Annotated in this window: 21 protein-coding genes; 14 read left to right on the top strand and 7 right to left on the bottom strand. The window is 72.2% G+C overall.

Translation table 11 applies throughout. The features are described 5' to 3' along the window. Positions 1-11: 11 nt before the first annotated feature. A complete protein-coding gene (serC, locus tag ABD366_RS04100; protein ID WP_324765946.1) occupies positions 12-1,130 on the bottom strand; it encodes a phosphoserine transaminase in 1,119 nt (372 codons plus the stop codon). A 373-nt stretch (positions 1,131-1,503) separates the two neighbouring features. Here serC and ABD366_RS04095 point away from each other — a divergent pair, with 373 nt between their 5' ends. Then, positions 1,504-4,368: an FAD-binding and (Fe-S)-binding domain-containing protein gene (locus ABD366_RS04095; protein WP_324765945.1), complete on the top strand. Its 2,865-nt coding sequence runs from the start codon at positions 1,504-1,506 to the stop codon at positions 4,366-4,368. A gap of 149 nt (positions 4,369-4,517) precedes the next feature. Here the strand turns inward: ABD366_RS04095 and ABD366_RS04090 are convergent, their stop codons facing one another. After that, positions 4,518-5,405 (bottom strand): LysR family transcriptional regulator, encoded by an 888-nt coding sequence (locus tag ABD366_RS04090; protein WP_324765944.1) that lies wholly within the window; start codon positions 5,403-5,405, stop codon positions 4,518-4,520. 192 nt (positions 5,406-5,597) lie between these two features. Here ABD366_RS04090 and ABD366_RS04085 point away from each other — a divergent pair, with 192 nt between their 5' ends. Together ABD366_RS04085 and ABD366_RS04080 are read left to right on the top strand one after the other, a co-directional pair. Then, positions 5,598-6,557 carry an EamA family transporter gene (locus tag ABD366_RS04085; RefSeq protein WP_324765943.1) on the top strand — a complete coding sequence of 320 codons (960 nt, stop codon included), beginning with the start codon at positions 5,598-5,600 and terminating at the stop codon, positions 6,555-6,557. 196 nt (positions 6,558-6,753) lie between these two features. Further along, the gene (locus ABD366_RS04080) at positions 6,754-7,449 is read left to right on the top strand and encodes a lipase family protein (RefSeq protein ID WP_324765942.1); all 696 of its coding nucleotides are present in this window, start codon (positions 6,754-6,756) and stop codon (positions 7,447-7,449) included. A gap of 45 nt (positions 7,450-7,494) precedes the next feature. Here the strand turns inward: ABD366_RS04080 and ABD366_RS04075 are convergent, their stop codons facing one another. The 3 genes from ABD366_RS04075 to ABD366_RS04065 all read right to left on the bottom strand — a co-directional run bounded on the left by ABD366_RS04075 (position 7,495) and on the right by ABD366_RS04065 (position 9,591). Then, complete coding sequence (locus ABD366_RS04075; RefSeq protein ID WP_324765941.1) at positions 7,495-7,617, bottom strand: DUF397 domain-containing protein; 123 nt, start codon at positions 7,615-7,617, stop codon at positions 7,495-7,497. A gap of 40 nt (positions 7,618-7,657) precedes the next feature. After that, positions 7,658-8,512: a helix-turn-helix domain-containing protein gene (locus tag ABD366_RS04070; RefSeq protein ID WP_324765940.1), complete on the bottom strand. Its 855-nt coding sequence runs from the start codon at positions 8,510-8,512 to the stop codon at positions 7,658-7,660. Between the two features lie 197 nt (positions 8,513-8,709). After that, positions 8,710-9,591, bottom strand: a complete 882-nt coding sequence (locus ABD366_RS04065) for an SDR family oxidoreductase (protein ID WP_324765939.1) — start codon at positions 9,589-9,591, stop codon at positions 8,710-8,712. Between the two features lie 90 nt (positions 9,592-9,681). On the opposite strand from ABD366_RS04065, the gene ABD366_RS04060 reads away from it, so the two are divergent. From ABD366_RS04060 to ABD366_RS04015, 10 genes are all read left to right on the top strand, one after another. After that, positions 9,682-10,260, top strand: a complete 579-nt coding sequence (locus tag ABD366_RS04060) for a TetR/AcrR family transcriptional regulator (protein WP_324765938.1) — start codon at positions 9,682-9,684, stop codon at positions 10,258-10,260. A 204-nt stretch (positions 10,261-10,464) separates the two neighbouring features. Then, positions 10,465-11,040, top strand: coding sequence for a 3'-5' exonuclease (locus ABD366_RS04055; RefSeq protein WP_324765937.1), 576 nt, complete (start codon positions 10,465-10,467; stop codon positions 11,038-11,040). Between the two features lie 140 nt (positions 11,041-11,180). Further along, positions 11,181-11,978, top strand: a complete 798-nt coding sequence (locus ABD366_RS04050; protein WP_324765936.1) for a TIGR03084 family metal-binding protein — start codon at positions 11,181-11,183, stop codon at positions 11,976-11,978. Continuing rightward, a complete protein-coding gene (locus ABD366_RS04045; protein ID WP_324765935.1) occupies positions 11,975-13,714 on the top strand; it encodes an acyclic terpene utilization AtuA family protein in 1,740 nt (579 codons plus the stop codon). The genes ABD366_RS04050 and ABD366_RS04045 overlap by 4 nt, the downstream gene beginning before the upstream one ends. Then, entirely contained in the window at positions 13,711-15,309 is a 1,599-nt protein-coding gene (locus ABD366_RS04040; protein WP_324765934.1) for an acyl-CoA carboxylase subunit beta, read from the top strand. The genes ABD366_RS04045 and ABD366_RS04040 overlap by 4 nt, the downstream gene beginning before the upstream one ends. Positions 15,310-15,316: 7 nt before the next feature. Next, positions 15,317-17,185 carry an acetyl/propionyl/methylcrotonyl-CoA carboxylase subunit alpha gene (locus tag ABD366_RS04035; protein ID WP_324765933.1) on the top strand — a complete coding sequence of 623 codons (1,869 nt, stop codon included), beginning with the start codon at positions 15,317-15,319 and terminating at the stop codon, positions 17,183-17,185. After that, positions 17,182-18,348 carry an acyl-CoA dehydrogenase family protein gene (locus ABD366_RS04030; RefSeq protein WP_324765932.1) on the top strand — a complete coding sequence of 389 codons (1,167 nt, stop codon included), beginning with the start codon at positions 17,182-17,184 and terminating at the stop codon, positions 18,346-18,348. The genes ABD366_RS04035 and ABD366_RS04030 overlap by 4 nt, the downstream gene beginning before the upstream one ends. A 48-nt stretch (positions 18,349-18,396) precedes the next feature. Then, on the top strand, positions 18,397-19,965 hold the full coding sequence (locus tag ABD366_RS04025) for a 4-coumarate--CoA ligase family protein (protein ID WP_324766033.1): 1,569 nt from the start codon (positions 18,397-18,399) through the stop codon (positions 19,963-19,965). Then, positions 19,965-20,711 carry an enoyl-CoA hydratase family protein gene (locus ABD366_RS04020; protein ID WP_324765931.1) on the top strand — a complete coding sequence of 249 codons (747 nt, stop codon included), beginning with the start codon at positions 19,965-19,967 and terminating at the stop codon, positions 20,709-20,711. The genes ABD366_RS04025 and ABD366_RS04020 overlap by 1 nt, the downstream gene beginning before the upstream one ends. Continuing rightward, entirely contained in the window at positions 20,699-21,307 is a 609-nt protein-coding gene (locus ABD366_RS04015; protein ID WP_324765930.1) for a TetR/AcrR family transcriptional regulator, read from the top strand. The genes ABD366_RS04020 and ABD366_RS04015 overlap by 13 nt, the downstream gene beginning before the upstream one ends. A 571-nt stretch (positions 21,308-21,878) precedes the next feature. Here ABD366_RS04015 and ABD366_RS04010 read toward each other — a convergent pair. Next, a complete protein-coding gene (locus tag ABD366_RS04010; RefSeq protein ID WP_324765929.1) occupies positions 21,879-22,988 on the bottom strand; it encodes a citrate synthase 2 in 1,110 nt (369 codons plus the stop codon). Between the two features lie 255 nt (positions 22,989-23,243). Between ABD366_RS04010 and pdxH the strand changes: the two genes are divergently transcribed. Then, positions 23,244-23,975, top strand: coding sequence for a pyridoxamine 5'-phosphate oxidase (gene pdxH / locus ABD366_RS04005; RefSeq protein WP_411293600.1), 732 nt, complete (start codon positions 23,244-23,246; stop codon positions 23,973-23,975). Between the two features lie 22 nt (positions 23,976-23,997). Here pdxH and ABD366_RS04000 read toward each other — a convergent pair whose 3' ends face one another. Further along, entirely contained in the window at positions 23,998-24,861 is an 864-nt protein-coding gene (locus ABD366_RS04000) for an alpha/beta fold hydrolase (protein WP_324765928.1), read from the bottom strand. Between the last annotated feature and the right edge of the window lie 241 nt (positions 24,862-25,102).

Here is a 25,102-nt window from a genome sequence, read left to right as displayed (position 1 = left end):
CCCGGGGTGGGTCAGAGTTGGCCGATGACGTAGTCGATGCAGGTCGTCAGGGCCTGGACGTCGTCGGGGGCGATCGCCGGGAACATGGCTACGCGGAGCTGGTTGCGGCCCAGCTTGCGGTACGGCTCGGTGTCGACGATCCCGTTGGCGCGCAGCACCTTCGCGACGGCGGCGGCGTCGATGTCGTCGGAGAAGTCGATCGTGCCGATGACCTGCGAGCGCTTGGCCGCGTCCGTCACGAACGGCGTCGCGTGCTTCGACTCCTCGGCCCACGAGTACAGGCGGGTCGAGCTGTCCTTCGTACGCGCCGTCGACCAGGCGAGACCGCCCTGCCCGTTGATCCAGTCCAGCTGCTCGCCGAGCAGGAAGAGCGTGGCGAGGGCCGGGGTGTTGTACGTCTGGTTCTTGCGGGAGTTGTCGATCGCCGTCGGGAGCGAGAAGAACTCCGGGACGTGGCGGCCGGACGCGTGGATGCGCTCGGCGCGCTCGATCGCGGCCGGGGAGAAGACGCCGATCCACAGGCCGCCGTCGGAGGCGAAGGACTTCTGCGGCGCGAAGTAGTACACGTCGGTCTCGGCGATGTCGACGGGCAGGCCGCCCGCGCCGGACGTCGCGTCGACCAGGACGAGCGCGCCCTCGTCGGCGCCGGCGACACGCTTGATGGGGGCGGCGACACCGGTCGAGGTCTCGTTGTGCGTCAGCCCGTAGGCGTCGACACCGGCCTCGGCGCGGGCCTCCGGGTGGGTGCCCGGGTCGGAGGCGATCACGGTCGGCTCGGCCAGCCACGGGGCCAGCTTGGACGCCTTCGCGAACTTGGAGGAGAACTCGCCGAAGTTCAGGTGCTGCGACTTGTTCTCGATCAGGCCGTGCGTCGCCACGTCCCAGAAGGCGGTGGAGCCGCCGTTGCCGAGGATGACCTCGTAGCCCTCGGGGAGCTGGAACAGGTCCTTCACGCCCTCGCGGACGCGACCGACCAGGTTCTTGACCGGGGCCTGGCGATGGGAGGTGCCGAGCAGGGAGGTACCGGTGGCGGCCAGGGCGTCCAACGCCTCCGTACGCACCTTGGAGGGGCCAGCGCCGAAACGTCCGTCGGCGGGCTTGATGTCAGCGGGAATCTGGATCTCAGCCACGTCTTGGAGGGTAGCGGGTGGATATGGCGGGGCTGGGAGGTGTCCGGCGTCTGAGATAACGGGTCTCGTGCGAGGGGGCGGGCCGCGGTGCCGGGTGCGGCGCCGTCGTGGCTGGTCGCGCAGTTCCCCGCGCCCCTGGGGTGTTCTTCGTCTGCGACCCGGTGGGGCTTCTCGCGCAGTTCCCCGCGCCCCTGAGGTGCGCACTGCGTGCGCCACCTCAAGGGGCGCGCGAAGCGCGCCTCCCATGGGGCCGCGGCGAAGCCGCATGCTCCAGGGGCGCGGGGAACTGCGCGGCCAGCCCCCGCCGGGCCCGTGGACGCCACACCCGCATCACCACCCCGCCGAGCATGCGAGCGGGGGCATCCTGAAGGGCATGGCTGATGACATCGGCAGGGCACTACGAAAAGTCATCCGGGGCGACGTCGACTTCGGCGTCAGTGCCCGCGCGCTGCACACGATGGACGCGTCCAACTACCGAAGAGCCCCGCTCGGCGTCGTCGCGCCGAAGGACACGGACGACGTCCGGGCCGTCCTCGCCCTCTGCGCGGAGCGGAACGTGCCCGTGGTCGGCCGAGGCGGCGGCACCTCCATCGCCGGCCAGGCCACCGGCACGGGCGTCGTCGTCGACTTCACCCGGTACATGAACCGGGTCCTCGACCTCGACCCGGCGACACGCACCGCCGTCGTGCAGCCCGGCCTCGTACTGGACCGGCTCCAGGCGGCAGCCACCCCGCACGGGCTCCGGTTCGGGCCCGACCCCTCGACGCACAGCCGCTGCACGCTCGGCGGGATGATCGGCAACAACTCGTGCGGCTCGCACTCCGTGGCCTGGGGCACGACCGCCGACAGCGTCGCCGCGCTGCACGTCGCGGGCGCGGACGGCGCCGCGTACCGGCTCGGGCAGGGCTGGGACGGCGCACCACAGGGGCTGCGGGCCCTGGTGGAGCGGGAGCCGGCGACGATCAGGACCGGGTTCGCCCCGTTAACCGGACTGCCCCGCCGGATCTCCGGGTACGCCGTGGACGCGTTGCTGCCCGAGCACGGCACCGACCTGGCCCGCTTCTTCTGCGGCACCGAGGGCACCCTCGGACTCGTCACCGAGGCGACGGTCAAGCTGGTCGGGGCGCCGCGCGCGACGGCCCTCGCCGTGCTCGCCTATGAGGACGAGAGCGCGGCCGCGGACGCCGCCGCGGGTCTGCTGCCGCTCGGGCCGCTGACCGTGGAGGGCATGGCCGCCGACCTCGTACCGGCGGATTCGGGGCTGCCGAAGGGCGGGGCGTGGCTGTTCGTGGAGACAGGCGGCGCGACGCCGGGCGAGGCGCGGGCCGCCGCCGAGCGGATCGTGCGGGCGGCGGACGTGCGGGACGCGCTGGTCGTCGACGATCCGGCCGGGCAGCGGGTGCTGTGGCGGATCCGGGAGGACGCCAGCGGGACGGCGACGCGGATGCCGGACGGCAGCGAGGCGTGGCCCGGCTGGGAGGACTGCGCCGTGCCGCCCGCCCGACTGGGCGCGTACTTGCGGGAGTTCAGGGGGCTGCTGCGGGAGCACGGGCTGCGCGGGACCCCGTACGGGCACTTCGGTGACGGCTGCATTCACGTACGGATCGACTTCGATCTGCTGACGGAGGCGGGGATCGGGCGCTTCCGGCGGTTCTCCGAGGAGCTGGCCGTGCTGGTCGCCGCGCACGGCGGGTCGCTGTCCGGTGAGCACGGGGACGGGCAGGCGCGCGCCGAGCTGCTGCCGACGATGTACGGCGAGGAGCTGGTGGGGCTGTTCGAGCGGGTCAAGGGGGTGTGGGACCCGGCGGACGTGCTGAATCCGGGGATGCTGGTGCGGCCGGCCCGGCTGGACGAGAACCTGCGGTTCGCCGTGCTGCCGCGCGAACCGGTGGACGTCGTCTTCGGCTACCCGCACGACGGCGGGGACTTCTCGGCCGCCGTGCGCCGGTGTGTCGGGGTCGCCAAGTGCCGTACGGAGTCGGCCGGTTCGGGTGGCGGAGTGATGTGTCCGTCCTTCCGGGTGACCGGTGAGGAGGCGCACTCCACGCGCGGGCGGGCGCGGCTGCTGCACGAGATGCTGGCCGGGGAGATCGTCACCGACGGCTGGCGGTCGACGGAGGTACGGGACGCGCTCGACCTGTGCCTGTCCTGCAAGGGGTGCCGGAGCGACTGTCCGGTGGGCGTCGACATGGCCACGTACAAGGCGGAGTTCCTGCACCACCACTACGAGGGTCGGGGCCGGCCGATGGCGCACTACGCGATGGGGTGGCTGCCGCGGTGGCTCCGCCTGGTCGAGCGGACCCGGACGGCCGGGATCGTCAACTACCTGGGTCGGGTGGGGGTGTTGGCGGCTGTGGCCAAGCGGGTCGGCGGGATCGCGGGGGAGCGGGAGATTCCCCGGGTGGCGTCGGGGACGTTCAGCGGCGCCTGGCACCGCGGGCTCGGGCGGCGGTTCGCGGCGGCGCGGGCCGGTGGTGGTGACGGCCGGGAGGTGGTGCTGTGGCCGGACACGTTCACCGACCATCTGTCACCGCAGGTGGCGCGGGCCGCGGCGCGGGTCCTGGAAGCGGCCGGGCTCGCGGTGGCGTTGCCGCCGACGCGGACGCACGGCCGGTCGCCGGTGGTGCGCGGGCGGGTCTGCTGCGGGCTGACGTATGTCTCGACCGGGCAGCTCGACCGGGCCCGCGCCGTGCAGCGCCGCACTCTCGACCTGATGGAGCCGGTGCTCGCCGGGGAGCGGCCGGTCGTCGTCCTGGAGCCGTCATGCGCGGCGGCGCTCCGCTCGGACCTGCCGGAACTGCTGCCGGACGATCCACGGGCGCGCCGGCTCGCCGACCGGGTGGTCACCTTCGCCGAAGCGCTGGAACGGTTCGCTCCGCAGTGGACGCCGCCACGGATCGACCGGCCGGCCGTGGGGCAGACGCACTGCCATCAGCACGCGGTGCTGGGCGATGCGGCCGAGCGGCGACTACGTGAACGTGCCGGACTGGCGGGCGAGTTGAGCGGCGGCTGCTGTGGCCTCGCGGGCAACTTCGGTTTCGAGAAGGGGCATTACGAGGTGTCGGTGGCCTGCGCGGAGGAGTCACTGCTGCCCGGGGTGCGGGCGGCCGGGGACGACGCGGTGGTGCTGGCCGACGGGTTCTCGTGCCGGACGCAGGTGGAGCAGCTGGCGGGGGTGCGGGCGCGACACCTGGCGGAGGTCCTCGCGGACGAACTCGGGCGACGGGGGCTCGGCTGACGCGGGCTCGTGCGGAGGCCGGTCACGCTGATGCGCCGTGGGTGGTCTCGGTTCGTCGGCGGGTGCGACGCCGTCGTGGCTGGTCGCGCAGCAAGGGGTGACGGCCCGCGCCCGCCGAGGAGTCGAGACCACCCAAGGCGCCCACGGCACTACGACTCCCCGGCCACCTCGTGGGCCAGAGCGATGAGGGCCGGGGCCGACGGGTGGCCGGGGCCCTCGCGCCGGGCCAGGCGGACCGGGAGCGGCGGGGCGTCCGTGAGCGGGACGTAGGCGACGCCGGGATGCGGGTGCATCCGTACCGTGGCGGTCGAGGTGACGCCGACCGCCTGGTCCGCGGCGATCGCGGCGAGCCAGTCGTCGGTGTTGGCGACCGGCAGCGTCACGGTGGGCCGGGCGCCCGTCGGCCACAGGTCGAGCGAGGTCGTGCCGGAGACCGTGTTCAGGGCGATGACCTGGTCGCGCAGGTCGGCGAGGGTGAGCGCGGTGTGCCGGGCGAGCGGGCTGTCGGAGGGGAGCGCCGCCACCCGCGTCTCCCGGTGCAGCAGCTCGGTGACCAGGCCGGGCGCGTCGACCGGGCCGCGCAGCAGGGCGACGTCGACGGCGCCGCGGGTGAGGCCGGCCGTGCGGTCGTCGATGCGCAGCAGCTCCAGCGGCACGTCCGGGTGGGTCTGCCGCCAGCGGCGCAGAAGCGGGGTCGTGAAGTCGCCCGCCGCCGACCAGGCGTGGCCCAGGCGCAGGGGCCGGCGCACGGTGCGGGCGGCGGCGAGCGCGTCCTCGAACGCGGTGACGGCGACGGCCGCCTTCTCGCGGAACGCGCGGCCCTCGGGGGTGAGGGCGAGGTGGTGTGTGGAGCGGTCGACGAGTCGTACGCCGAGCGCCGCCTCCAGCGCGGCGAGGGTCCGGGAGACGGCGGGCTGCGTGAGGTGCAGCCGGGCTGCGGCACGGGTGACGCCGCCCTCCTCGGCGATCGCGAGGAAGCAGCGCAGGTGGCGCAGCTCGATGGTGCGTTCGCTGGCGTGGTCGCGGTCCCGGCTCATGTCCGCGGAGCATAACGGGAGCACAGAAGGCATTTCACAGGCCGCGCCCGGAGGTTCTAGCGTGGGCGTTCACGCGGCCCCTTCAGTGCAGTACGGTGGACAGTCGAGTCCAACATAGTGGACTCGATCGAGGGTGGGGGCGGATACGGCCCTCCGGGTCGAGGTCGAGGTCGAGGGAAGGGCGCAGGCACAGTGAGCGGCTCGCACACCGAACAGCAGTTGCCCGTACCGGACGCCGCCGTCCTCGTCGGGAGCGACGGCGACAGGGACGGCGCGGCGTCGGCGGACACGGGCCGCTGGGGAGCCCTGGGTCCGGTCGGTCTGGTCCTCACCGGCTGCGTCTCGGTGCAGTTCGGCGGGGCGCTCGCGGTGAGCCTGATGCCGCGCACGGGCGCCGTCGGGGTCGTGACGCTGCGCCTAGTGGTGGCGGCGCTGGTCCTGATGGTGGTGTGCCGGCCCCGGTTGCGCGGGCACTCGCGTGCGGACTGGGGCACGGTCCTCGCGTTCGGCGTCGCCATGGGCGGCATGAACATGATCTTCTACCAGGCCGCGGCCCGTATCCCGCTCGGCCTCGCCGTCACGTTCGAGGTCCTGGGCCCCCTGACCCTCTCCGTCCTGGCCTCGCGCCGCGCGGTGAACTTCCTGTGGGCGGGGCTGGCGCTGTGCGGCGTGTTCCTGCTCGGCGGTGCGGGGGACGGTTTGGGTGGCCTGGACCCGGTCGGCGTGGTCTGCGCGCTCGCCGCGGGCGGCATGTGGGCGGCGTACATCATCTTCAGCGCCCGCACCGGCCGCCGCTTCCCGCAGGCGGACGGGCTCGCGCTCGCGATGGCGGTCGCCGCGATCCTCTCCCTGCCGCTGGGCATCGTGTCCGCCGGCACCCGGCTTCTCGACCCGGTGACGTTCGGCCTCGGCGCGGCCGTCGCGATCCTCTCCTCGGTGCTGCCCTACACCCTCGAACTCATCGCCCTGCGCCGCCTGCCCGCGTCCACGTTCGCCGTCCTGATGAGCCTCGAACCGGCCCTCGCGGCCCTCGCCGGCTTCCTCATCCTGAGCCAGGCCCTGACCTGGCTCCAGGCCCTGGCGATCGCCTTGGTCATCGCGGCGAGCATGGGGGCGGTGCGGACGCAGGTGGGCCGGAAACGGAAGGGGTGACCCTTCCTGTTCAGGCCCACAACGGGTGGGCCCACAACAGGTGGCCCGCCTTGCCCGCTGCGGTGATCGGCGAGCGACCGTAGCGGCGATGGCACGGTGGCGGATGCGCTGTGCCGCACACGCTGTGCCGAGGCGGGTGTTCTGCTCTCGGCCGAGCCGGGCGCGCCCGTAGTGACGTGGTCGACAGGATCGACCCATGCAGCCGACCTTCGTTCTCGTGCACAGCCCGTCCGTAGGCCCCTCGACCTGGCACGCGGTCGCCGAATGCCTGACAGCGGCGGGATATCAGGTGCGGATCCCCTCACTGCTGCACATAGGCTCTGGCGTTCCGCCGTTCTGGCCCCGTGTCGCCGAGGCCGTCCGCGACGACCTTCGGCAGGTCCCGGCCGACAGCCCTGTCACCTTGGTGGCCCACAGCAACGCGGGCTTGTTCCTCCCGACGATCCGCTCGGGCCTCGACCACCCGGTGGCCGGCTCGATCTTCGTCGATGCCGCGCTGCCCGCCCGGACCGGACCGACCCCGGCCGCCCCTCCCGAACTGCTGGACTTCCTCCGCCCGATGGCGGTGAACGGCAGACTGCCGCGCTGGACCGACTGGTGGGACGAGGCCGACATCGCCCCGATGTTCTCCGATGCGATCGTGCGGCGGACCGTCGTCGAGGAGCAGCCCACCCTGCCGTTGTCGTACTACGAGCAGCACATCCCGGTGCCCGACGGCTGGGACGACCACCCCTGCTCCTACCTGCTGTTCGGCCCTCCGTACGACGACCTTGCCGCCGAGGCGCGCGAACGCGGGTGGCATGTGGCGCACCTGCCCGGTGCGCACCTGCACCAGATCGTCGAACCTGCTCGCACGGCCCGCCACCTCATCGAACTCGCGGCCATGAAGTGATCCGCTTCCGACACGGTCCGGTCCACCGACGCCCAGGGGGCAGGGTCAGATCCGGTCCTGCGAGACCGCCGCCACGAATGCGGTGAAGGCTGTCGGTGCGACGCGGAAGGGACCGATGCCCAGGTTCTTGGAGTCGCGGACCGCCACCGTCGCGGGCAGCGTGGCCACCTCGACGCAATCACCGCCGCTGGTACCGCTGTAGGACGACTTACGCCACTGTGCGTCCGTCCGGTTCGGGTTCGGGGCCCTGCCCATAGCGTTCCTCCGTGACACGAACGATCAACTGGGCCGATTCCTCGGGTGAGAGGGCACAGGCCTGCAAGCGAGCGTAACCGACCGAACGCTCCCTCATCACTTGCGGGTTGGCCGTCATATGCCCCTGGTCGTAGCTCTCCGCGTAGAAGAGGTCAGGGTCCTCGTCGAAACGGAGGAGGTTGAACGAGCCCATCATTCCCGTGTGTTGACCCACCGTGAAGGGCAGGACCTGGATCTTCACCCAGGGGTCGCGGGTGAAGCCCGCCAGGTGCCGCAACTGCTCCCGCATGACCTCACGGCCGCCGACCTCCTGGTGCAGTACCGCCTCGGCGAGCACCACCCACAGGGCGGGCGGGGTGCCCCGTTCGAGGACGCGCTGGCGCTCCATGCGGGCCGCCACCTGCTCCTCGACCCGCTCGGGGTGGTCCACGCCGAGCAGGGCACGCGCGTACTTTTCGGTCTGTAGGAGGCCGTACACCAACTGGCACTGGTACGTGGAGATGTACGCGGCCCGCGCCTCCAGTTCCGCGTACGGCTGGAACCACGTGGGCAGCTGACTGCGCAGCACCAGGCCCAGCAGCCGGGAGAACAGACCTCCTGTGCCGAGCGCGGCATCGGCTCGCTCGCTGAAGTCGCGGGTCGGGACCTTCTTGGTCGTCTCGATCTGGCCGACGAGCGAGCCCGTACAGAAGATGCAGGAGCCCAACTGATCCTGGCTCAGGCCCGCTTCCTCCCGCAGCCGGCGCAGCTCGGAACCGTAGAAGTCGAGCGGGGAAGCGCTGGGGTCGAGTGAGCGGATGTTGGCCATGCGCGGCACTCCATTCTTGTGGCGTCACTACAGAGCGTAGCGGGATGCGTGCGGAGTGGAGTAGCGAATGCTTTAAGCCAACACGCTTGCAGGCAGTCGCCCACGGCGAATTGGAGTGTCCCGGTGCCGGGCGGACTGGCCCATTGCCAGTGACCCATCGGGCCGGCCCCCGTCCGGCCCCCTGGAACCGGTGTGCGTCAGGGCTGAATGTTTTCCAGGTCCTCGAGGAGGCTGGAGTGGGTCGGCTGCCACCCGAGGGCATCGCGGGTGTGGGCGCTGGACGCCGGCTGGTCCATGGCGAAGATCGGGCCGAACGGGCCGAAGTTCTCCTGCGGAACCTCCTCGACCGGCAGGCCCAGTCGCCGGCCGATGACTGTGGCGATGTCCCGCACCGCGTCGCCCTCGTCGCCGACGGCGTGCCAGGCCGTCCCGGCCGGTGCCGATTCGAGGGCCAGCCGGAACAGGACGGCTGCGTCGAGCGCGTGCACGGCCGGCCAGCGCTGGGTGCCGTCGCCCGGGTAGCCGGCCACCCCGGTGCGGCGTGCTTGATCGGTCAACAGGCCGGCGAATCCGCCCTGGCCCTCGTTGTGGACCGTGCGCGGCATGCGGACAGCCGTGCCGCGCACCCCGCGCGAGGCGAGGTCCAGCAGTGCATTGACCGAACGGCCCCGACCGCCCACCGGTCCGTCGGTCGGCAGCGGATCGGCCTCGGTGGAGGCGCGTCCCGGCACCCAGGGCGTCCCGGAGACCGTGACGATCGGGCGGTCGCTTCCGATGAGTTCCTGCCCCAGCGTGGCGAGAGCGGCGCTCTCCTCGGCGATGGCCTGCGCGAGGGCGTCCGGACTGCTGTAGTCGCGTCCGAACGCCAGACTGATCACGCCGTCGCACTGCGCTGCGCCGGACCGCAGGACGTCGAGGTCCGCCAGGTCTCCTCGCAGCACCTTGGCACCAGCGCTTTCAAGGGCCTGCGCGGAGCCGTCCGAGCGAGCCAGTGCGAGAACGGTGTGGCCGTTGCCGAGGAGTTCGGCGACGACGGCGGAGCCGATGGTGCCGGTACCGCCGGTGACGAAGACATGCATGAGCTCTCCCTGAAAGTGATGGGACTGTTGTCCCATCACCGACCATACACCTGGTGACGGGACAACAGTCCCATCACTTATCCTGGTCGCATGGCTAGATGGCAACCAGGAGCGACTCAGCGACTCGTCGTCGCGGCCGTCGACCTGTTCACCGAGCAGGGTTACGACGCGACCACGGTGGCGCAGATCGCCGAGCGTGCCGGCGTCACCAAGAGCACCTTCTTCCGGCACTTCTCCGACAAGCGCGAGCTGCTGGTCGCCGGTCAGGAGACGCTCAGCAGGCTGCTCGCCGACGGCATCGCCGAGGCCCCGGCGAGCGCCGGCCCGCTCCAGGCGGTGGCGGCGGGTCTCGAGCGCGCGTCGAGCGCCATGGGGCCGGCGAACCGCGAACTCGGCCCCCGCCTCGCGGCAGCCGTGGCGGCCAGCACCGAACTTCAGGAGCGCGACGCCCTCAAGAGCGTCGGTCTCGCGGCCGCCATGACAGCCGCGCTCATCGCCCGTGGCGTCCCCGACCCGACCGCGCACCTCGCGGGCGAGCTGGGAGTCCTCGCGTTCAAGCGGGGATATGCCCAGTGGTCCGAAAGCGATCGCGATGACACAGAAGGGCTCGCGCCACATGCACTGGCAGCCCTGGAAGACCTGCGTGCGGCAGCCGCATCGCTGGGCTGATCCATGCCGCTCGGCTGTCGGCGCTCCGGGCGCTGCGGCGTCCGTCGACTGCCTCCGAGGCGCCCGGCTCTTCCTGACAGACCTCCAAGCCGGTCGCTGACAGATGACCTACTGCGCAGACAGTCACCTCGGACCAGCGTGAGCAAGCCTTGCGTCCGGGAAATCGGGATGCCGGGAACGACCCCGCCTCCCTACCCTCGGCCCATGCGTCCCCGATCCGCCCTCCTGAACGTCATCGACGTCGAAGCCACCTGCTGGGACGGGCAGCCGCCGCCCGGCTCCGTGCACGAGATCATCGAGATCGGTCTCACCGTCGTGGACCTGTCGGCCCGGCGCCGCGTGTCCCGGCACCGTGTCCTGGTCCGCCCGGCCCGCTCGACGGTGAGCGACTTCTGCACCGAACTGACCGGACTGACGCAGGCCGAAGTGGCACAAGGCGCCACCTTCGCCGAGGCGTGCCGGATCCTCGTCGAGGAGTACGCGGCCGGTGAGCGGCCCTGGGCGAGCTGGGGCGAGTACGACCGCCGGCAGTTCGCCCGGCAGAGCCGGGCTGACGCGGTGGCCTACCCGTTCGGTCTGCCGGCGGAGCGCACCCATACCAATGCCAAGGCCGTGTTCGCCGAAGCCCACGAACTGCGCAGGAAATGCGGCATGGCGCAGGCGTTGCAGATCGCCGGACTCCCGCTCGAAGGGCGCCACCACCGCGGCGAGGACGACGCGTGGAACATCGCCGCCCTCATTCTCGATCTGGCGGACCGGGGCGCATGGCCCGAGATGTAGGAGCCCGGTCTGTCGGAGCGTGGCGCATGGCCAGGCAGATCGGGGCCCCCGACTTTCCATGCAAGCACGCTTGATTGTTTCTGGGCTCGCTGTCATGCTCCAGGCACGCCGCACGCCGCCGTGCCCCCAGGGAGCGCACCGTGTCCGAAATGCTGGTCGTGTTCGACGACTTGCGGGCCGAGAGCCTGCAACTCGACGCCCTGGTGGCGGATCTGCCGCCGGAGCGGTGGGCCGCACCGACCCCCGCCCCCCGCTGGACCGTCGCCCACCAGATCGCCCACCTCGCCTGGACCGACCGCGCCGCGCTGCTCGCGATGGGCGACCCGGACGCGTTCGCCGGTGAGGTGGAGAAGGCCATCGCCGCGCCGGAGTCGTTCGTGGACGACGGGGCCGACGAGGGCGCCGCCCAGGAACCCGCGGTCCTGCTGGCCCGCTGGCGGGACGGGCGCGAGGAGTTGCAGAAGGTGCTGCGGGGCGCCGCCGAGACGAAGACGAAGTTCCCCTGGTACGGGCCACCGATGTCCGCCGCGTCCATGGCCACCGGCCGCCTCATGGAGACGTGGGCCCACGGCGAGGACGTCGCCGAGGCGCTCGGTGTCGTACGCCCGCCCAGCGACCGGCTCCGGCACGTCGCCCGGATCGGCATACGCGCCCGGGACTTCGCGTTCGCCGTGCACGGGCTCCCCGCCCCGGGCGCGGAGTTCCGTATCGAACTCGTGTCGCCGAGCGGGGAGTTGTGGGCCTATGGGCCTGAGGATGCCGTCCAGCGTGTCACCGGGCCCGCCCTCGACTTCTGCCTCCTCGTCACCCAGCGCGCCCACCGCGACGACCTCGCCGTCCGCGCGGAAGGGCCGGACGCCGACCGCTGGCTCGGCATCGCGCAGGCCTTCGCCGGGCCGCCGGGGCAGGGCCGGTCACCCAAGGGCGCCGCCACATGAGCGGCCCCTCCGGAAGCGGAAGCGGCCCTGCCGGGAAGCCGCCGCTGCGTATCGGCAACGCCTCCGGCTTCTACGGCGACCGGTTCGACGCCATGAAGGAGATGCTGAGCGACGGCCCGCTCGACGTACTCACCGGGGACTATCTCGCCGAGCTGACCATGCTGATCCTCGGCCGCGACCGCCTCAAGGACCCGGGACGCGGCTATGCGCGTACCTTCCTGCGGCAGCTGGAGGAGTGTCTCGGGCTCGCCGTCGACCGTGGAGTCAGGATCGTCGCCAACGCCGGTGGACTCCATCCGGCCGGACTGGCCACTGCTGTGCGGGAGTTGGCGCAGAAGCTTCAGATGCCCGTGCGCGTCGCCCACGTCGAGGGCGACGACCTGCTCGGCACCGGCCGCTTCCCCGGCGCCCTGACCGCCAACGCCTACCTCGGCGGCGCCGGCATCGCCGCCTGCCTGGACGCGGGCGCCGACATCGTGGTGACGGGCCGTGTCACGGACGCCGCCCTCGTCAGCGGGCCCGCCACCTGGCACTTCGGATGGGCGCCGGACGCGTACGACCGGCTCGCCGGGGCCGTCGTCGCCGGGCACGTCCTGGAGTGCGGGACCCAGGCGACCGGCGGCAACTACTCCCAGTTCGCCCGGCACGGCGCGCAACTGCTGCGAAAGCCCGGGTTCCCCCTAGCAGAGATCCACGAGGACGGGACCGCCGTCATCGGCAAACACCCCGGCACCGGCGGCCTCGTCGACACCGGCACCGTCACCGCCCAGCTGCTGTACGAGACCGGGGGCGCCCGGTACGCCGGGCCCGATGTCACCGTCCGCCTCGACACCGTCCGGCTCGAGGACGCGGGCGAGGACCGCGTCCGTATCCACGGCGTACGCGGTGAGGCGCCGCCGCCCACCCTCAAGGTCGGCCTGAACCGGCTCGGCGGCTTCCGCAACGAGGTCGTCTTCGTACTCACCGGGCTCGACATCGAGGCCAAGGCCGCTCTCGTGCGGCGGCAGATGGACGAGGCCTTCGACACCTCCAAGTCCCGGCCTAAAAACATCCGTTGGGAGCTGGCCCGGACCGATCACCGCGACGCCGACACCGAGGAGACCGCCAGTGCCCTGCTCCGGCTCGTCGTACGCGACCAGGACCAGGACGCCGTCGGACGCGCGCTGAGCGGGGCCGCCGTGGAGCTGGCGCTCGGTTCCTACCCGGGGTTCCACGTCACCGCGCCGCCCGGCAAGGGCTCCCCGTACGGCGTCTTCGAGGCCGCGTACATCGCCCGCGACGAGGTCCCGCACATCGCCGTCCTGCCGGACGGAGAGCGCCGGCCCGTGCCGCCGCACGAAGGGCCCACCCGCGCCCTGGCCCCCGTGGACGAACCCGCCCTCCCGCAGAAGCCACCGGCCGGGCCCACCCGCCGCGCACCGCTCGGCCGCGTCACCGGCGCCCGCAGCGGCGACAAGGGCGGTGACGCCAACATCGGCGTCTGGGCCACGAGCGACGCCGCCTGGCCCTGGCTCGCCCACACCCTCACCGTCGACCGCCTGCGGCAACTCCTCCCGGAGACGGCTGACCTGGCTGTCACGCGGCACGTCCTGCCCCACCTCCGCGCCCTGAACTTCACCGTCGAGGGCCTCCTAGGCGAGGGCGTCGCCGCGCAGGCCCGCTTCGACCCGCAGGCCAAGGGCGTCGGCGAATGGCTGCGCTCCCGCCACCTCGACATACCGGAGGCTCTGCTGTGACCGTCCTGGCCAGCGCCCTGGACACCCGGTCCGACGACTACGCCGCCCACCGCGCGGCCCTCCTCGGCAAACTCGCCGCACTCGACGGCGAACACGCCAAAGCCCTCGCCGGGGGCGGCGAGAAGTACGTACAGAGGCACCGCAAGCGCGGCAAGCTGCTGGCCCGCGAGCGGATCGAGCTGCTCCTGGACCCCGACACGCCCTTCCTGGAACTGTCGCCGCTCGCCGCCTGGGGCAGCGACTACACCGTCGGCGCCTCCCTCGTCACCGGCATCGGGGTGGTGGAGGGTGTGGAGTGTCTGATCACGGCCAACGACCCGACCGTGCGCGGCGGCGCCAGCAACCCGTGGTCCCTGAAGAAGGCCCTGCGCGCCAACGAGATCGCCTTCTCCAACCGGCTGCCCTGCATCTCACTCGTGGAGTCCGGCGGCGCCGACCTGCCGTCCCAGAAGGAGATCTTCATCCCGGGCGGCGCGATCTTCCGCGACATCACGCGGCTCTCGGCCGCCGGCATCCCCACCGTCGCCGTCGTCTTCGGCAACTCCACGGCCGGCGGCGCGTACATCCCCGGCATGTCCGACCACGTGATCATGGTGAAGGAGAAGGCCAAGGTCTTCCTCGGCGGGCCGCCGCTTGTGAAGATGGCGACCGGCGAGGAGAGCGACGACGAATCGCTCGGCGGCGCCGAGATGCACGCCCGCACCTCCGGCCTCGCCGACTACTTCGCCCTCGACGAGCAGGACGCGATCCGCCAGGCCCGCCGCGTCGTCGCCCGCCTCAACCACCTCAAGGCGTACGCCGATCCACAGCCTGTGGAGGCTCCCAAGTACGACCCCGAGGAGCTGCTCGGGATCGTCCCCGAGGACCTGAAGGTGCCGTTCGACCCGCGCGAGGTCATCGCCCGCATCGTCGACGGCTCCGACTTCGACGAGTTCAAGCCGCTGTACGGGGCCTCGCTCGTCACCGGGTGGGCCACCCTCCACGGCTATCCCGTCGGCATCCTCGCCAACGCCCAGGGCGTCCTCTTCAGCGAGGAGTCGCAGAAAGCCGCCCAGTTCATCCAGCTCGCCAACCAGCGCGACATCCCGCTCCTCTTCCTGCACAACACCACCGGCTACATGGTCGGCAAGGAGTACGAGCAGGGCGGCATCATCAAACACGGCTCCATGATGATCAACGCCGTCAGCAACAGCCGCGTACCGCACCTCTCCGTCCTCATGGGCGCCTCGTACGGCGCCGGGCACTACGGCATGTGCGGGCGCGCCTACGACCCCCGCTTCCTCTTCGCCTGGCCCAGCGCCAAATCCGCCGTCATGGGGCCGCAGCAGCTCGCGGGCGTCCTCTCGATCGTGGCCCGGCAGTCCGCCGCCGCCAAGGGACAGCCCTACGACGACGACGCGGACGCCGCGCTGCGCGCCATGGTGGAGCAGCAGATCGAGTCCGAGTCGCTGCCGATGTTCCTGTCCGGACGGCTCTACGACGACGGCGTCATCGACCCGCGCGACACCCGCACCGTCCTCGGCATCTGCCTGTCCGCCGTCCACACAGCACCGTACGAGGGCGCCCGCGGCGGCTTCGGCGTCTTCAGGATGTGAGCCTCACGTGATCTCCTCCGTTCTTGTCGCCAACCGTGGCGAGATCGCCTGCCGCGTCTTCCGCACCTGCCGTGACCTGGGCATCCGTACCGTCGCCCTGCACTCGGACCCGGACGCGGGCGCGCTGCACGTCCGCGAGGCCGACCTCGCCGTACGCCTGCCGGGGGCCACGCCCGCCGAGACCTACCTGCGCGCCGACCTCGTGGTGAAGGCGGCCCTGGACGCGGGCGCCGACGCCGTCCACCCCGGCTACGGGTTCCTCTCCGAGAACGCCGCTTTCGCGCGCGCCGTCACCGACGCCGGGCTTGTCTGGATCGGGCCGCCGCCCGAGGCGATCGAGGCGATGGCGTCCAAGACCCGCGCCAAGGAACTGATGGGCATCGCGCCGCTCGGCGAGGTCACCGAACGCGATCTGCCGGTGTTGGTGAAGGCCGCGGCCGGCGGTGGCGGACGCGGGATGCGGATTGTGCGCGAACTGGGCGCGATGGACAGCGAGGTGGAGGCCGCGCGTGCCGAGGCGCTGTCCGCGTTCGGAGACGGTGAGGTGTTCGTCGAGCCGTACGTCGAGGGCGGACGCCACGTCGAGGTGCAGGTGCTCGCCGACACGCACGGCACCGTGTGGGTGCTCGGCACCCGGGACTGCTCGCTCCAGCGACGGCACCAGAAAGTCATCGAAGAGGCGCCCGCCCCCGGGCTCACCGACGACCTCCTGCGTCATCTGTACGAGGTGGCCGAGCGCGCCGTGCGGGCCACCGGATACGTGGGCGCCGGGACCGTGGAGTTCCTCGTCGACGGCGACACCGCGCACTTCCTGGAGATGAACACCCGCCTCCAGGTCGAACACCCGGTGACCGAGGCCGTGTTCGGGCTCGACCTCGTCGCTCTGCAACTGCGGATCGCCGAGGGCGAGGCGCTCGACAAGGCCCCGCCGGAACCGCGCGGGCACGCCGTCGAGGCCCGCCTGTACGCGGAGGACCCGGCCGCCTCCTTCGCCCCGCAGACCGGCACCCTGCACCGGCTGTCCGTACCCGATGGAGTGCGTCTGGACACCGGGTACGCCGACGGCGACACCATCGGCGTGCACTACGACGCCATGCTCGCCAAGGTCGTCGCGTACGCGCCCACCCGCGCCGCCGCCGTCCGCGCCCTCGCCGGAGCCCTGGAGCGCGCCGAGGTGCACGGCCCGGTGACCAACCGCGGCCTGCTCGTCCGCTCCCTGCGCCACCCCGAGTTCGCGGACGGCCGGATGGGCACCGGGTTCTACGAGCGGCACCTCGACGGCCTCACCACCCCGGAACCCGACCCGTACGCCCCGCTCGCCGCCGCACTCGCGAGCGCCCGCGGCCACCGGTTCGGCGGCTTCCGCAACGTGCCCTCGCAACCCCAGGTCAAGCGCTACCGCACCGAACCGGACGGCACCGAGCACGAGGCCCGCTACCGGCACACCCGCTCCGGACTCGCGGCGGACGGGGTGCACGTCGTACACGCCTCGCCGGACCGGGTCGTCCTTGAAGTGGGCGGTGTGCGGCGGAAGTTCGCCGTCGCGACGTACGGCGACCGGGTGTACGTGAACGGCACCGCCCTCACCGCGCTGCCCCGCTTCACCGACCCCAGCGAGCAGCGCGCCCCCGGCTCCCTGCTCGCGCCGATGCCCGGCACCGTCGTCCGCGTCGCCGACGGGCTCGCCGAGGGCGCCGCCGTCACCGCCGGACAGCCCCTGATCTGGCTGGAGGCCATGAAGATGGAGCACCGGATCTCCGCTCCCGCCTCCGGCACGCTCACCGCCCTGCACGCCACCGTCGGCCACCAGGTCGAGGTCGGTGCCCTGCTCGCCGTAGTCGCCGAAGCCGCCGTAGCCCAGGAGGATCCGTCGTGAACAGCCCCGTTCTCGAGACCGAAGAGCACCAGGCGCTGCGCGCCGCCGTCGCCGCGCTCGGCAAGCGGTTCGGCCGCGACTACATGACCCGGATCACCGCCGCCGACGGCCACCCCGAGGAGCTGTGGGCCGAGGCCGCCAAACTCGGCTACCTCGGCGTCAACCTCCCCGAGGAGTACGGCGGCGGAGGCGGCGGCATCGCCGAACTCTCCATCGTCCTCGAGGAGTTGGGGGCCGCGGGCTCGCCCCTCCTCATGATGGTCGTCTCGCCGGCCATCTGCGGCACCGTCATCGCCCGCTTCGGCACCGAGGAGCAGAAGCGGGCCTGGCTGCCGGGGCTCGCCGACGGCAGCCGCACCATGGCCTTCGGCATCACCGAACCCGACGCCGGATCGAACTCGCACCGCATCACCACCACCGCCCGCAAGGACGACGACGGCTCCTGGCTCCTGACCGGCCGCAAGGTCTTCATATCGGGCGTCGACATCGCCGATGCGACGTTGATCGTGGGCCGCACATCCGACGCCCGCACCGGCAAGCTCAAGCCCTGCCTCTTCATCGTCGAACGCGACACCCCCGGCTTCGAGCGCCGCCAGATCGACATGGAGCTGCAAGCCCCCGAGAAACAGTTCGAGCTGACCCTTGACGACGTGCGGCTGCCCGCCGACGCTCTCGTGGGTGACGAGGACGCAGGGCTCCTCCAGTTGTTCGCCGGGCTCAACCCGGAGCGCGTGATGACCGCCGCGTTCGCCATCGGCATGGGCCGCTACGCGCTGCGCCGCGCCGTCGAGTACGCCCGCGAACGCACGGTCTGGAAGGACCCCATCGGCGCCCACCAGGCCATCGCCCACCCCCTCGCCCAGGTCCACATCGAACTGGAACTGGCCCGCCTGATGATGCAGAAAGCGGCCCGCCTGTACGACGCGGGCGACGACCTCGGCGCCGGTGAAGCCGCCAACATGGCCAAGTACGCCGCCGCCGAAGCCTGCGTACGCGCCGTCGACCAGGCCGTGCACACGCTCGGCGGCAACGGCCTGACCCGCGAGTTCGGCCTCGCCTCGCTCATCACCGGATCACGCGTGGCCCGGATCGCCCCGGTCAGCCGGGAAATGATCCTCAACTACGTGTCCCACCAGACCCTGGGACTGCCCAAGTCGTACTGAGCCACTCACCTGTCCCGAGAACGCCTGCAAGACGAGGAGTCCAGCATGGTGTACCGGAGCGAGTACGAGGACATCACCGTCGTCGACCAGCCCATCCACGACGCCGTGCTCGGGGGAGCCGCCGCCCGCGGTGACACCCCCGCCCTCGTCGACGGAGTGGCCGGAACGACGATCACGTACGCCCAGCTCGACCAGTTCCACCGCAGAGTGGCCGCCGGTCTCGCCGAGGCCGGTGTCCGCAAAGGTGACGTCGTCGCCCTGCACAGCCCCAACACGGTCGCCTACCCGGTCGCGTTCTACGGAGCCACACGCGCGGGCGCCTCCGTGACGACGGTGCACCCCCTCGCCACCCCCGAGGAGTTCGCGAAGCAGCTACGGGACTCCGCGGCGGCCTGGATCGTCACCGTGACGCCGCTGCTCGCCCCGGCCCGCGCCGCCGCCGAACTCGCGGGCGGCATACGGGAGATATTCGTCTGCGACCCGGCGGGCGACAGCGGCCACCGCTCGCTGCTCGACCTGCTCGCCACCGGCGCCGCCGAACCCGCGGTCACCCTCGACCCGGCCGAGGACGTCGCCGCGCTGCCCTACTCCTCGGGCACCACCGGCGTCCCCAAGGGCGTCATGCTCACCCACCGCAACATCGCCACCAACCTCTCCCAGCTCGAACCCCTCATCCCGATGGGCCCCGGCGACCGCATCCTCGCCGTCCTGCCCTTCTTCCACATCTACGGCCTGACAGCTTTGATGAACGCCCCGCTGCGGCAGGGCGCGACCGTCGTCGTCCTGCCCCGCTTCGACCTCGACACGTTCCTCGCCGCGATCGAGAAACACCGCATCAACGCCCTGTACGTGGCCCCGCCGATCGTCCTCGCCCTCGCCAAGCACCCGGCCGTCGAGGGCTACGACCTGTCGTCCCTGGAGTACGTCATCAGCGCGGCGGCGCCCCTGGACGCCGAACTCGCCCGGGCCTGCTCACGCCGCCTCGGCCTGCCGCCCGTCGGCCAGGCCTACGGCATGACGGAACTCTCGCCCGGCACCCACGTCGTGCCCCTGAACGCCGAGGACGCCCCGCCCGGCACCGTCGGCAAGCTCATCGCCTCCACCGAGATGCGGCTGGTCTCCCTGGACGACCCGGCGAAGGACGCCGCCCCCGGCGAACCCGGCGAGGTCCTCATCCGCGGCCCGCAGATCATGAAGGGCTACCTCGGCCGGCCCCAGGCCACCGTCGACATGATCGACCGCGACGGCTGGCTGCACACCGGCGACGTCGGCCAGGTCGACGCGGACGGCTGGCTGTTCGTCGTCGACCGGGTCAAGGAACTCATCAAGTACAAGGGCTTCCAGGTCGCCCCCGCCGACCTCGAAGCACTGCTTCTCACCCACGACGGCATCGCCGACGCCGCCGTCATCGGCGTCCTCGACGACGACGGCAACGAGATCCCGAAGGCGTTCGTCGTCCGCTCCGGGCAGGGCGCGGACCTCACCGCCGAGTCCGTCATGGCCTACGTCGCCGAACGCGTCGCCCCGTACAAGAAGGTCCGCCGCGTCACCTTCATCGACGGGGTGCCGCGCGCCGTGTCGGGGAAGATCCTGCGCCGAGAACTGAGGGAGAGCTGATGCCCGACGAGAACCCCCTGATCCTCTCTGCGCATCGGCGCGGCGTCACCACGCTCACCCTCGACTCGCCCGCCAACCGCAACGCGCTGTCGTCCGCCCTCGTCGCGGAACTTGCCGGGCGGCTCGCCGACGCCGACAAGGACGGCGACGCACGGGCCGTGGTCCTCACCCACACCGGCGGCACGTTCTGCGCGGGCGCGGACCTGCGCGACCCGCCGGACCCGGACGCACTGGTCGCCCTGCTGCGGGCGGTCGTCGAGCTGCGCAAGCCCGTGCTCGCCCGGGTCGACGGGCACGTACGCGCGGGCGGACTCGGCCTGCTGGGCGCCTGCGACATCGCGGCGGCGTCCACGGCATCGTCGTTCGCCTTCACCGAGGTACGCATCGGGGTCGCCCCCGCCGTGATCTCCCTGCCGCTGCTGCCCCGCCTGGACCCGCGCGCCGTGGCCCGCTACTACCTGACGGGGGAGCGGTTCGACGCGGCGGAAGCGGCGCGGGCCGGGCTCGTGACCGTCGCCGGAGTGGACGTGGACCAGGTCCTCGAACCGGTCCTCGACGGGCTGCGACGGGCGTCCCCGCAGGGCCTGGCCGAGACGAAACGGCTGCTCACGGTTAAGGTCCTGGAAGCCTTCGACCGGGACGCGGAGTCACTGACGGCGCTGTCGGCGCACCTGTTCGGCTCTTCCCAGGCCCGCGAAGGGATGACCGCCTTTCTCGAACGACGGGACCCCGCATGGGTGTTGTGACCCCCCGAGCCGTGACCTCGCCGAAGCAGGACCGCTCGCGCGCCACCCGGCAGAAGCTCCTCGAGTCGGCCGTGGCCTGCCTGGCCGCACACGGCTGGTCCGGCTCCACCGTCTCCGTCGTCGCCGAGCACGCCGGGGTCTCGCGCGGCGCGGCCCAGCACCACTTCCCGACCCGGGAGGACCTGTTCACGGCGGCCGTCGAGTACGTCGCCGAGGAACGGTCCGAGGCGTTGCGCGGGCTGCGTCCGCAGGGCCGGGCGGAAGCCGTGGCGGCCCTCGTCGACCTCTACACGGGTCCGCTGTTCCGGGCCGCGCTGCACCTGTGGGTCGCCGCCTCGAACGAGCCCGCCCTGGGCGGCCGGGTCGCCGAACTGGAGGCGCGGGTCGGCCGCGAGACCCACCGGATCGCCGTCCGGCTCCTCGACGCGGATGAGTCCGTGCCCGGGGTGCGGGAGGTTGTGCAGGGTCTTCTCGACATGGGGCGGGGGCTCGGCCTTGCGCATCTCCTGACGGATGACGGGGCGCGGCGCGAGCGGGTCGTCTCCGAGTGGGCCGGGATCGTGGACCGGGCGTTGTCGCGACAGGGCGGGTGTTGAGCGGCGGGGGTCTTCGCCGTGCGGGTCCGTGCGGCGGGCGCCCTCGCCGTAGGGGCGGCTGCCGATCGCCGGGTGCGTCTCTCGTCGCGGCTGGTCGCGCAGTTCCCCGCGCCCCTGGGTTGTTGTCCGTCTGCGGCCCGGCGGGGCTTCTCGCGCAGTTCCCCGCGCCCCTGGAAGGCGCACATCGTGCGCCGTCTCAGGGGGCGCGTGGAGCGCGGCCCTATGGGGCTGCGGCGCAGCCGCATGCTCCAGGGGCGCGGGGAACTGCGCGATCAGCCCCCACGCACCCGCGGCCGCGAACGTCCTGTTGGGGCTGCGGCGGAGTCGCAGGCTTCAGGGGCGCGGGGAACTGCGCGACCAGCCCCCACGCACCCGCAGTCGCGAACGAACCGGACGCCCCGGGCTATCGGGCGGCGATACCGGCGAGGCCCTCAATATCCCGCGGGGGCCGGGACCAGCCCCACTGCACCCGCACCCGCACCCGCAGCCGCGAACGAACCGTCCGCGCCGGGCTACTGGGCGGCGATACCGGCGAGGCCCCCACCATCCCGAGGGGGCCTGAATCCGGGCACTACCGCGTAGCGATACCGTCGAACCCGGCGATGTCCCGAGGGGGCCGGGACCCGGGCCCGATGTACCTGGCGGAGGGCCGGACAAGCCGCCCCGTCCGCTTCTGCTCAAGAATGTGCGCACTCCACCCCGCAGTCCGCGCACACGTGAACATCGACGTGAACATGTGCGCCGGCACCTCGGCGAAGTCCAGCACGATGGCCGCCCAGAACTCCACGTTGGTGGCCAGCACCCGGTCCGGCCGCCGCGCGTGCAGCTCGGCAAGCGCGGCCTTCTCCAGCGCCTCGGCGACCTCGAACCGCGGGGCGCCCAGCTCACGGGCGGTCCTGCGGAGCACCCGCGCGCGAGGGTCCTCGGCCCGGTACACCCGGTGCCCGAAGCCCATCAGCCGCTCACCCTTGTCGAGCGCCTTGCGGACGAACCCCTGGGCGTCACCGGTCCGCTCGATCTCCTCGATCATGCCGAGCACACGCGAGGGTGCGCCGCCGTGCAGCGGCCCGGACATGGCCCCGACGGCCCCGGACAGCGCGGCCGCGACATCCGCGCCGGTCGAGGCGATGACCCGGGCGGTGAACGTGGAGGCGTTCATGCCGTGCTCGGCGGCGCTCGTCCAGTACGCGTCGACGGCCGCGACATGCTTCGGGTCGGGCTCCCCGCGCCAGCGGATCATGAACCGTTCGACGACGGACTGCGCCTTGTCGATCTCGCTCTGCGGCACCATCGCCACGCCCTGCCCGCGCGCGGACTGCGCGACGTAGGACAGGGCCATGACGGCGGCCCGGGCCAAGTCGTCACGGGCCTGTTCCGCGTCGATGTCGAGCAGCGGTTTGAGCCCCCAGACGGGCGCCAGCATGGCGAGCGCCGACTGCACGTCGACGCGGATGTCGCCGGAGTGGACGGGGATCGGGAAGGGCTCGGCCGGCGGCAGCCCCGGATCGAAGGCGCCGTCGACGAGCAGCCCCCAGACGTTCCCGAACGAGACGTGGCCGACCAGATCCTCGATGTCGACACCCCGGTACCGCAGGGCGCCGCCTTCCTTGTCCGGTTCGGCGATCTCCGTCTCGAACGCGACGACTCCCTCGAGGCCGGGTACAAAGCCGGGGTCAGACATCTGGCGGCTCCTCTTGATGCGTGGGGTGGGTAGCGGTGCTGTGGGGCTACTTTGTGCGCGGGGGGCGGGGATACGCGGTCGTACGCGACTCGCGCTCCGGTGGTTCACCCCGGTGATGCCCCGAATGGCATGGGGTCACCCAACCGAACCGGGGTCTGTTTCGGCATCGTTTCGGCCCTTGGACGATAACCCTCAGTGCCACAAATGGCGAGAGGTTGCGGCACTGAGTGCCACCTAACGCTTCGCCGGCCCCGAGTGCGGCAGGATGACGCCGTGAGCGCCCCAGAAGACCGCGTCGGCCGCGCCGACCACGACGAGGCCGGTGGCCGCGTACCCGACCCTTCCGCCATGCGGGAGCAGTACCGCACCCACGACGGCGGCCTGCTGGAGGCCGACCTCCCCACGCACCCGATGGAACAGTTCACGCGCTGGTTCAAGCAGGCCGCGGCCCCCGGCTCCCCGACCGCCGAACCGAACGCGATGGTCGTCTCCACCGCCGACGCCGAGGGCCGGCCCAGCTCCCGCACCGTGCTGCTGAAGTCCTACGACGACGAGGGCTTCGTCTTCTACACCAACTACGGCTCCCGCAAGGCCCTCGACCTCGCGGCCAACCCCCAGGTCGCGCTGTTGTTCCCCTGGCACCCGATGAGCCGGCAGGTCCTCGTCACGGGGACGGCGGCGCGTACGTCACGGCAGGAGACGGCGGCGTACTTCCACTCGCGGCCGCACGGCTCCCAGCTGGGAGCCTGGGCCAGCGCGCAGTCCTCCGTACTGGCGGACCGGACCGAACTCGACGCCTCCTACGCCGAGTTGGCGGAGCGCTACCCGCCGGGCTCTGCGGTCCCCGTGCCGCCGCACTGGGGCGGCTTCCGGGTCACGCCGCGGACCGTGGAGTTCTGGCAGGGCCGCGAGAACCGGCTGCACGACCGGCTGCGGTACGTCGCGGCGGGCGACGGCGCCTGGCGGGTCGAGCGCCTCAGCCCGTAGCCCCGCCGGCCACCAAGGCGGGTCACAGCTCCGCCAGTACTCCGTCCAGGAACGGCTCGATCGCCGCGCGCCACGCCTCGGGCTGGTCGTAGTGGACGAGATGACCGGCGTCGGCCACCTCCGCGTACTCTCCTCGCGGCAGTACCCGGACCATCTCCTGCGCCTCCGCGCGGCCCAGCTCCCCGTCCAGGCCCCGTACGACGAGCGTCGGGCACTGGACGGCGGTCAGCTCCTCCCAGTGCGCGTCGAACACCCACGTCGAGCGCGCCTGGAGCATCTGGAACTGCGAGAACACCGGCCGCCAGCCGTCCGTGCACTCGGTCATCACCTCGGCGTAGAACTCCCCGCGCGCCGGATTGGGCCGCTCCACCCAGGGATCGTCCTCCCCGAACCACTTCCGTACGTCCGCGAGCGTCGTGAACGGCAGCGGCCACGACCTGAACCAGTCCTCCCACTCCCGCTGGGAGGCCGCCCCGAGCGCCGAGGCCCGCATGTCGCAGATGACGAGGCCCCGCACCAGATCCGGGCGGCGGGCAGCGAGCTGCCAGGCCGTGAGCGCGCCCATCGAGTGCCCGATCAGCACCGCGGGCCCGAGGCCGAGCTGGACCAGGGCGGCCTCCGCGTCCAGCACGTACGCCTCGCGGTCGAACGGGCCCTGCGGGGGCTTCTCGCTCCGGCCGTGTCCGCGCTGGTCCAGGGCGACCGCCCGGTGCCGCTCGGCCAGCCAGCGTGCCGTACCGGCCCAATGGGACGCCCGGCCCATCAGGCCGTGCAGTAACAGGACCCCGGGTGTACGACCGCCGTCGCCCGTCTTGGGCGGGTCGGTGAACTCCCAGGCGGCGAGGCGGACCCCGCCCGCTCCGGTCACGTCGATGCGCCGCGCCATGGTCCTCGGCACCCCCTAAGTGGTCGCGCCTGCAGTCGCGTACCCGCGCACGCTATCGAACATTCTTTCGAAAGCGCGGTGCTCTCGGATAACACCCCTCATTTGAGTGACAGGGCTCAAGGAATGACCCGCGCCGCCGAGGGGATCTCTTCCTCGGGAGGCGGACCGCTCGGGGAAAGAGGTCCGAAGGGGATGACCCTGGGAGCTCGGGGCTCCGGGTCAGCACAGGGGAGGACAGGCC

Source organism: Streptomyces kunmingensis, assembly GCF_039533535.1.
In the GTDB taxonomy this organism is placed as follows: Bacteria; Actinomycetota; Actinomycetes; order Streptomycetales; family Streptomycetaceae; genus Streptomyces; species Streptomyces kunmingensis.
This window is presented reverse-complemented; position numbering and strand designations above follow the sequence as displayed.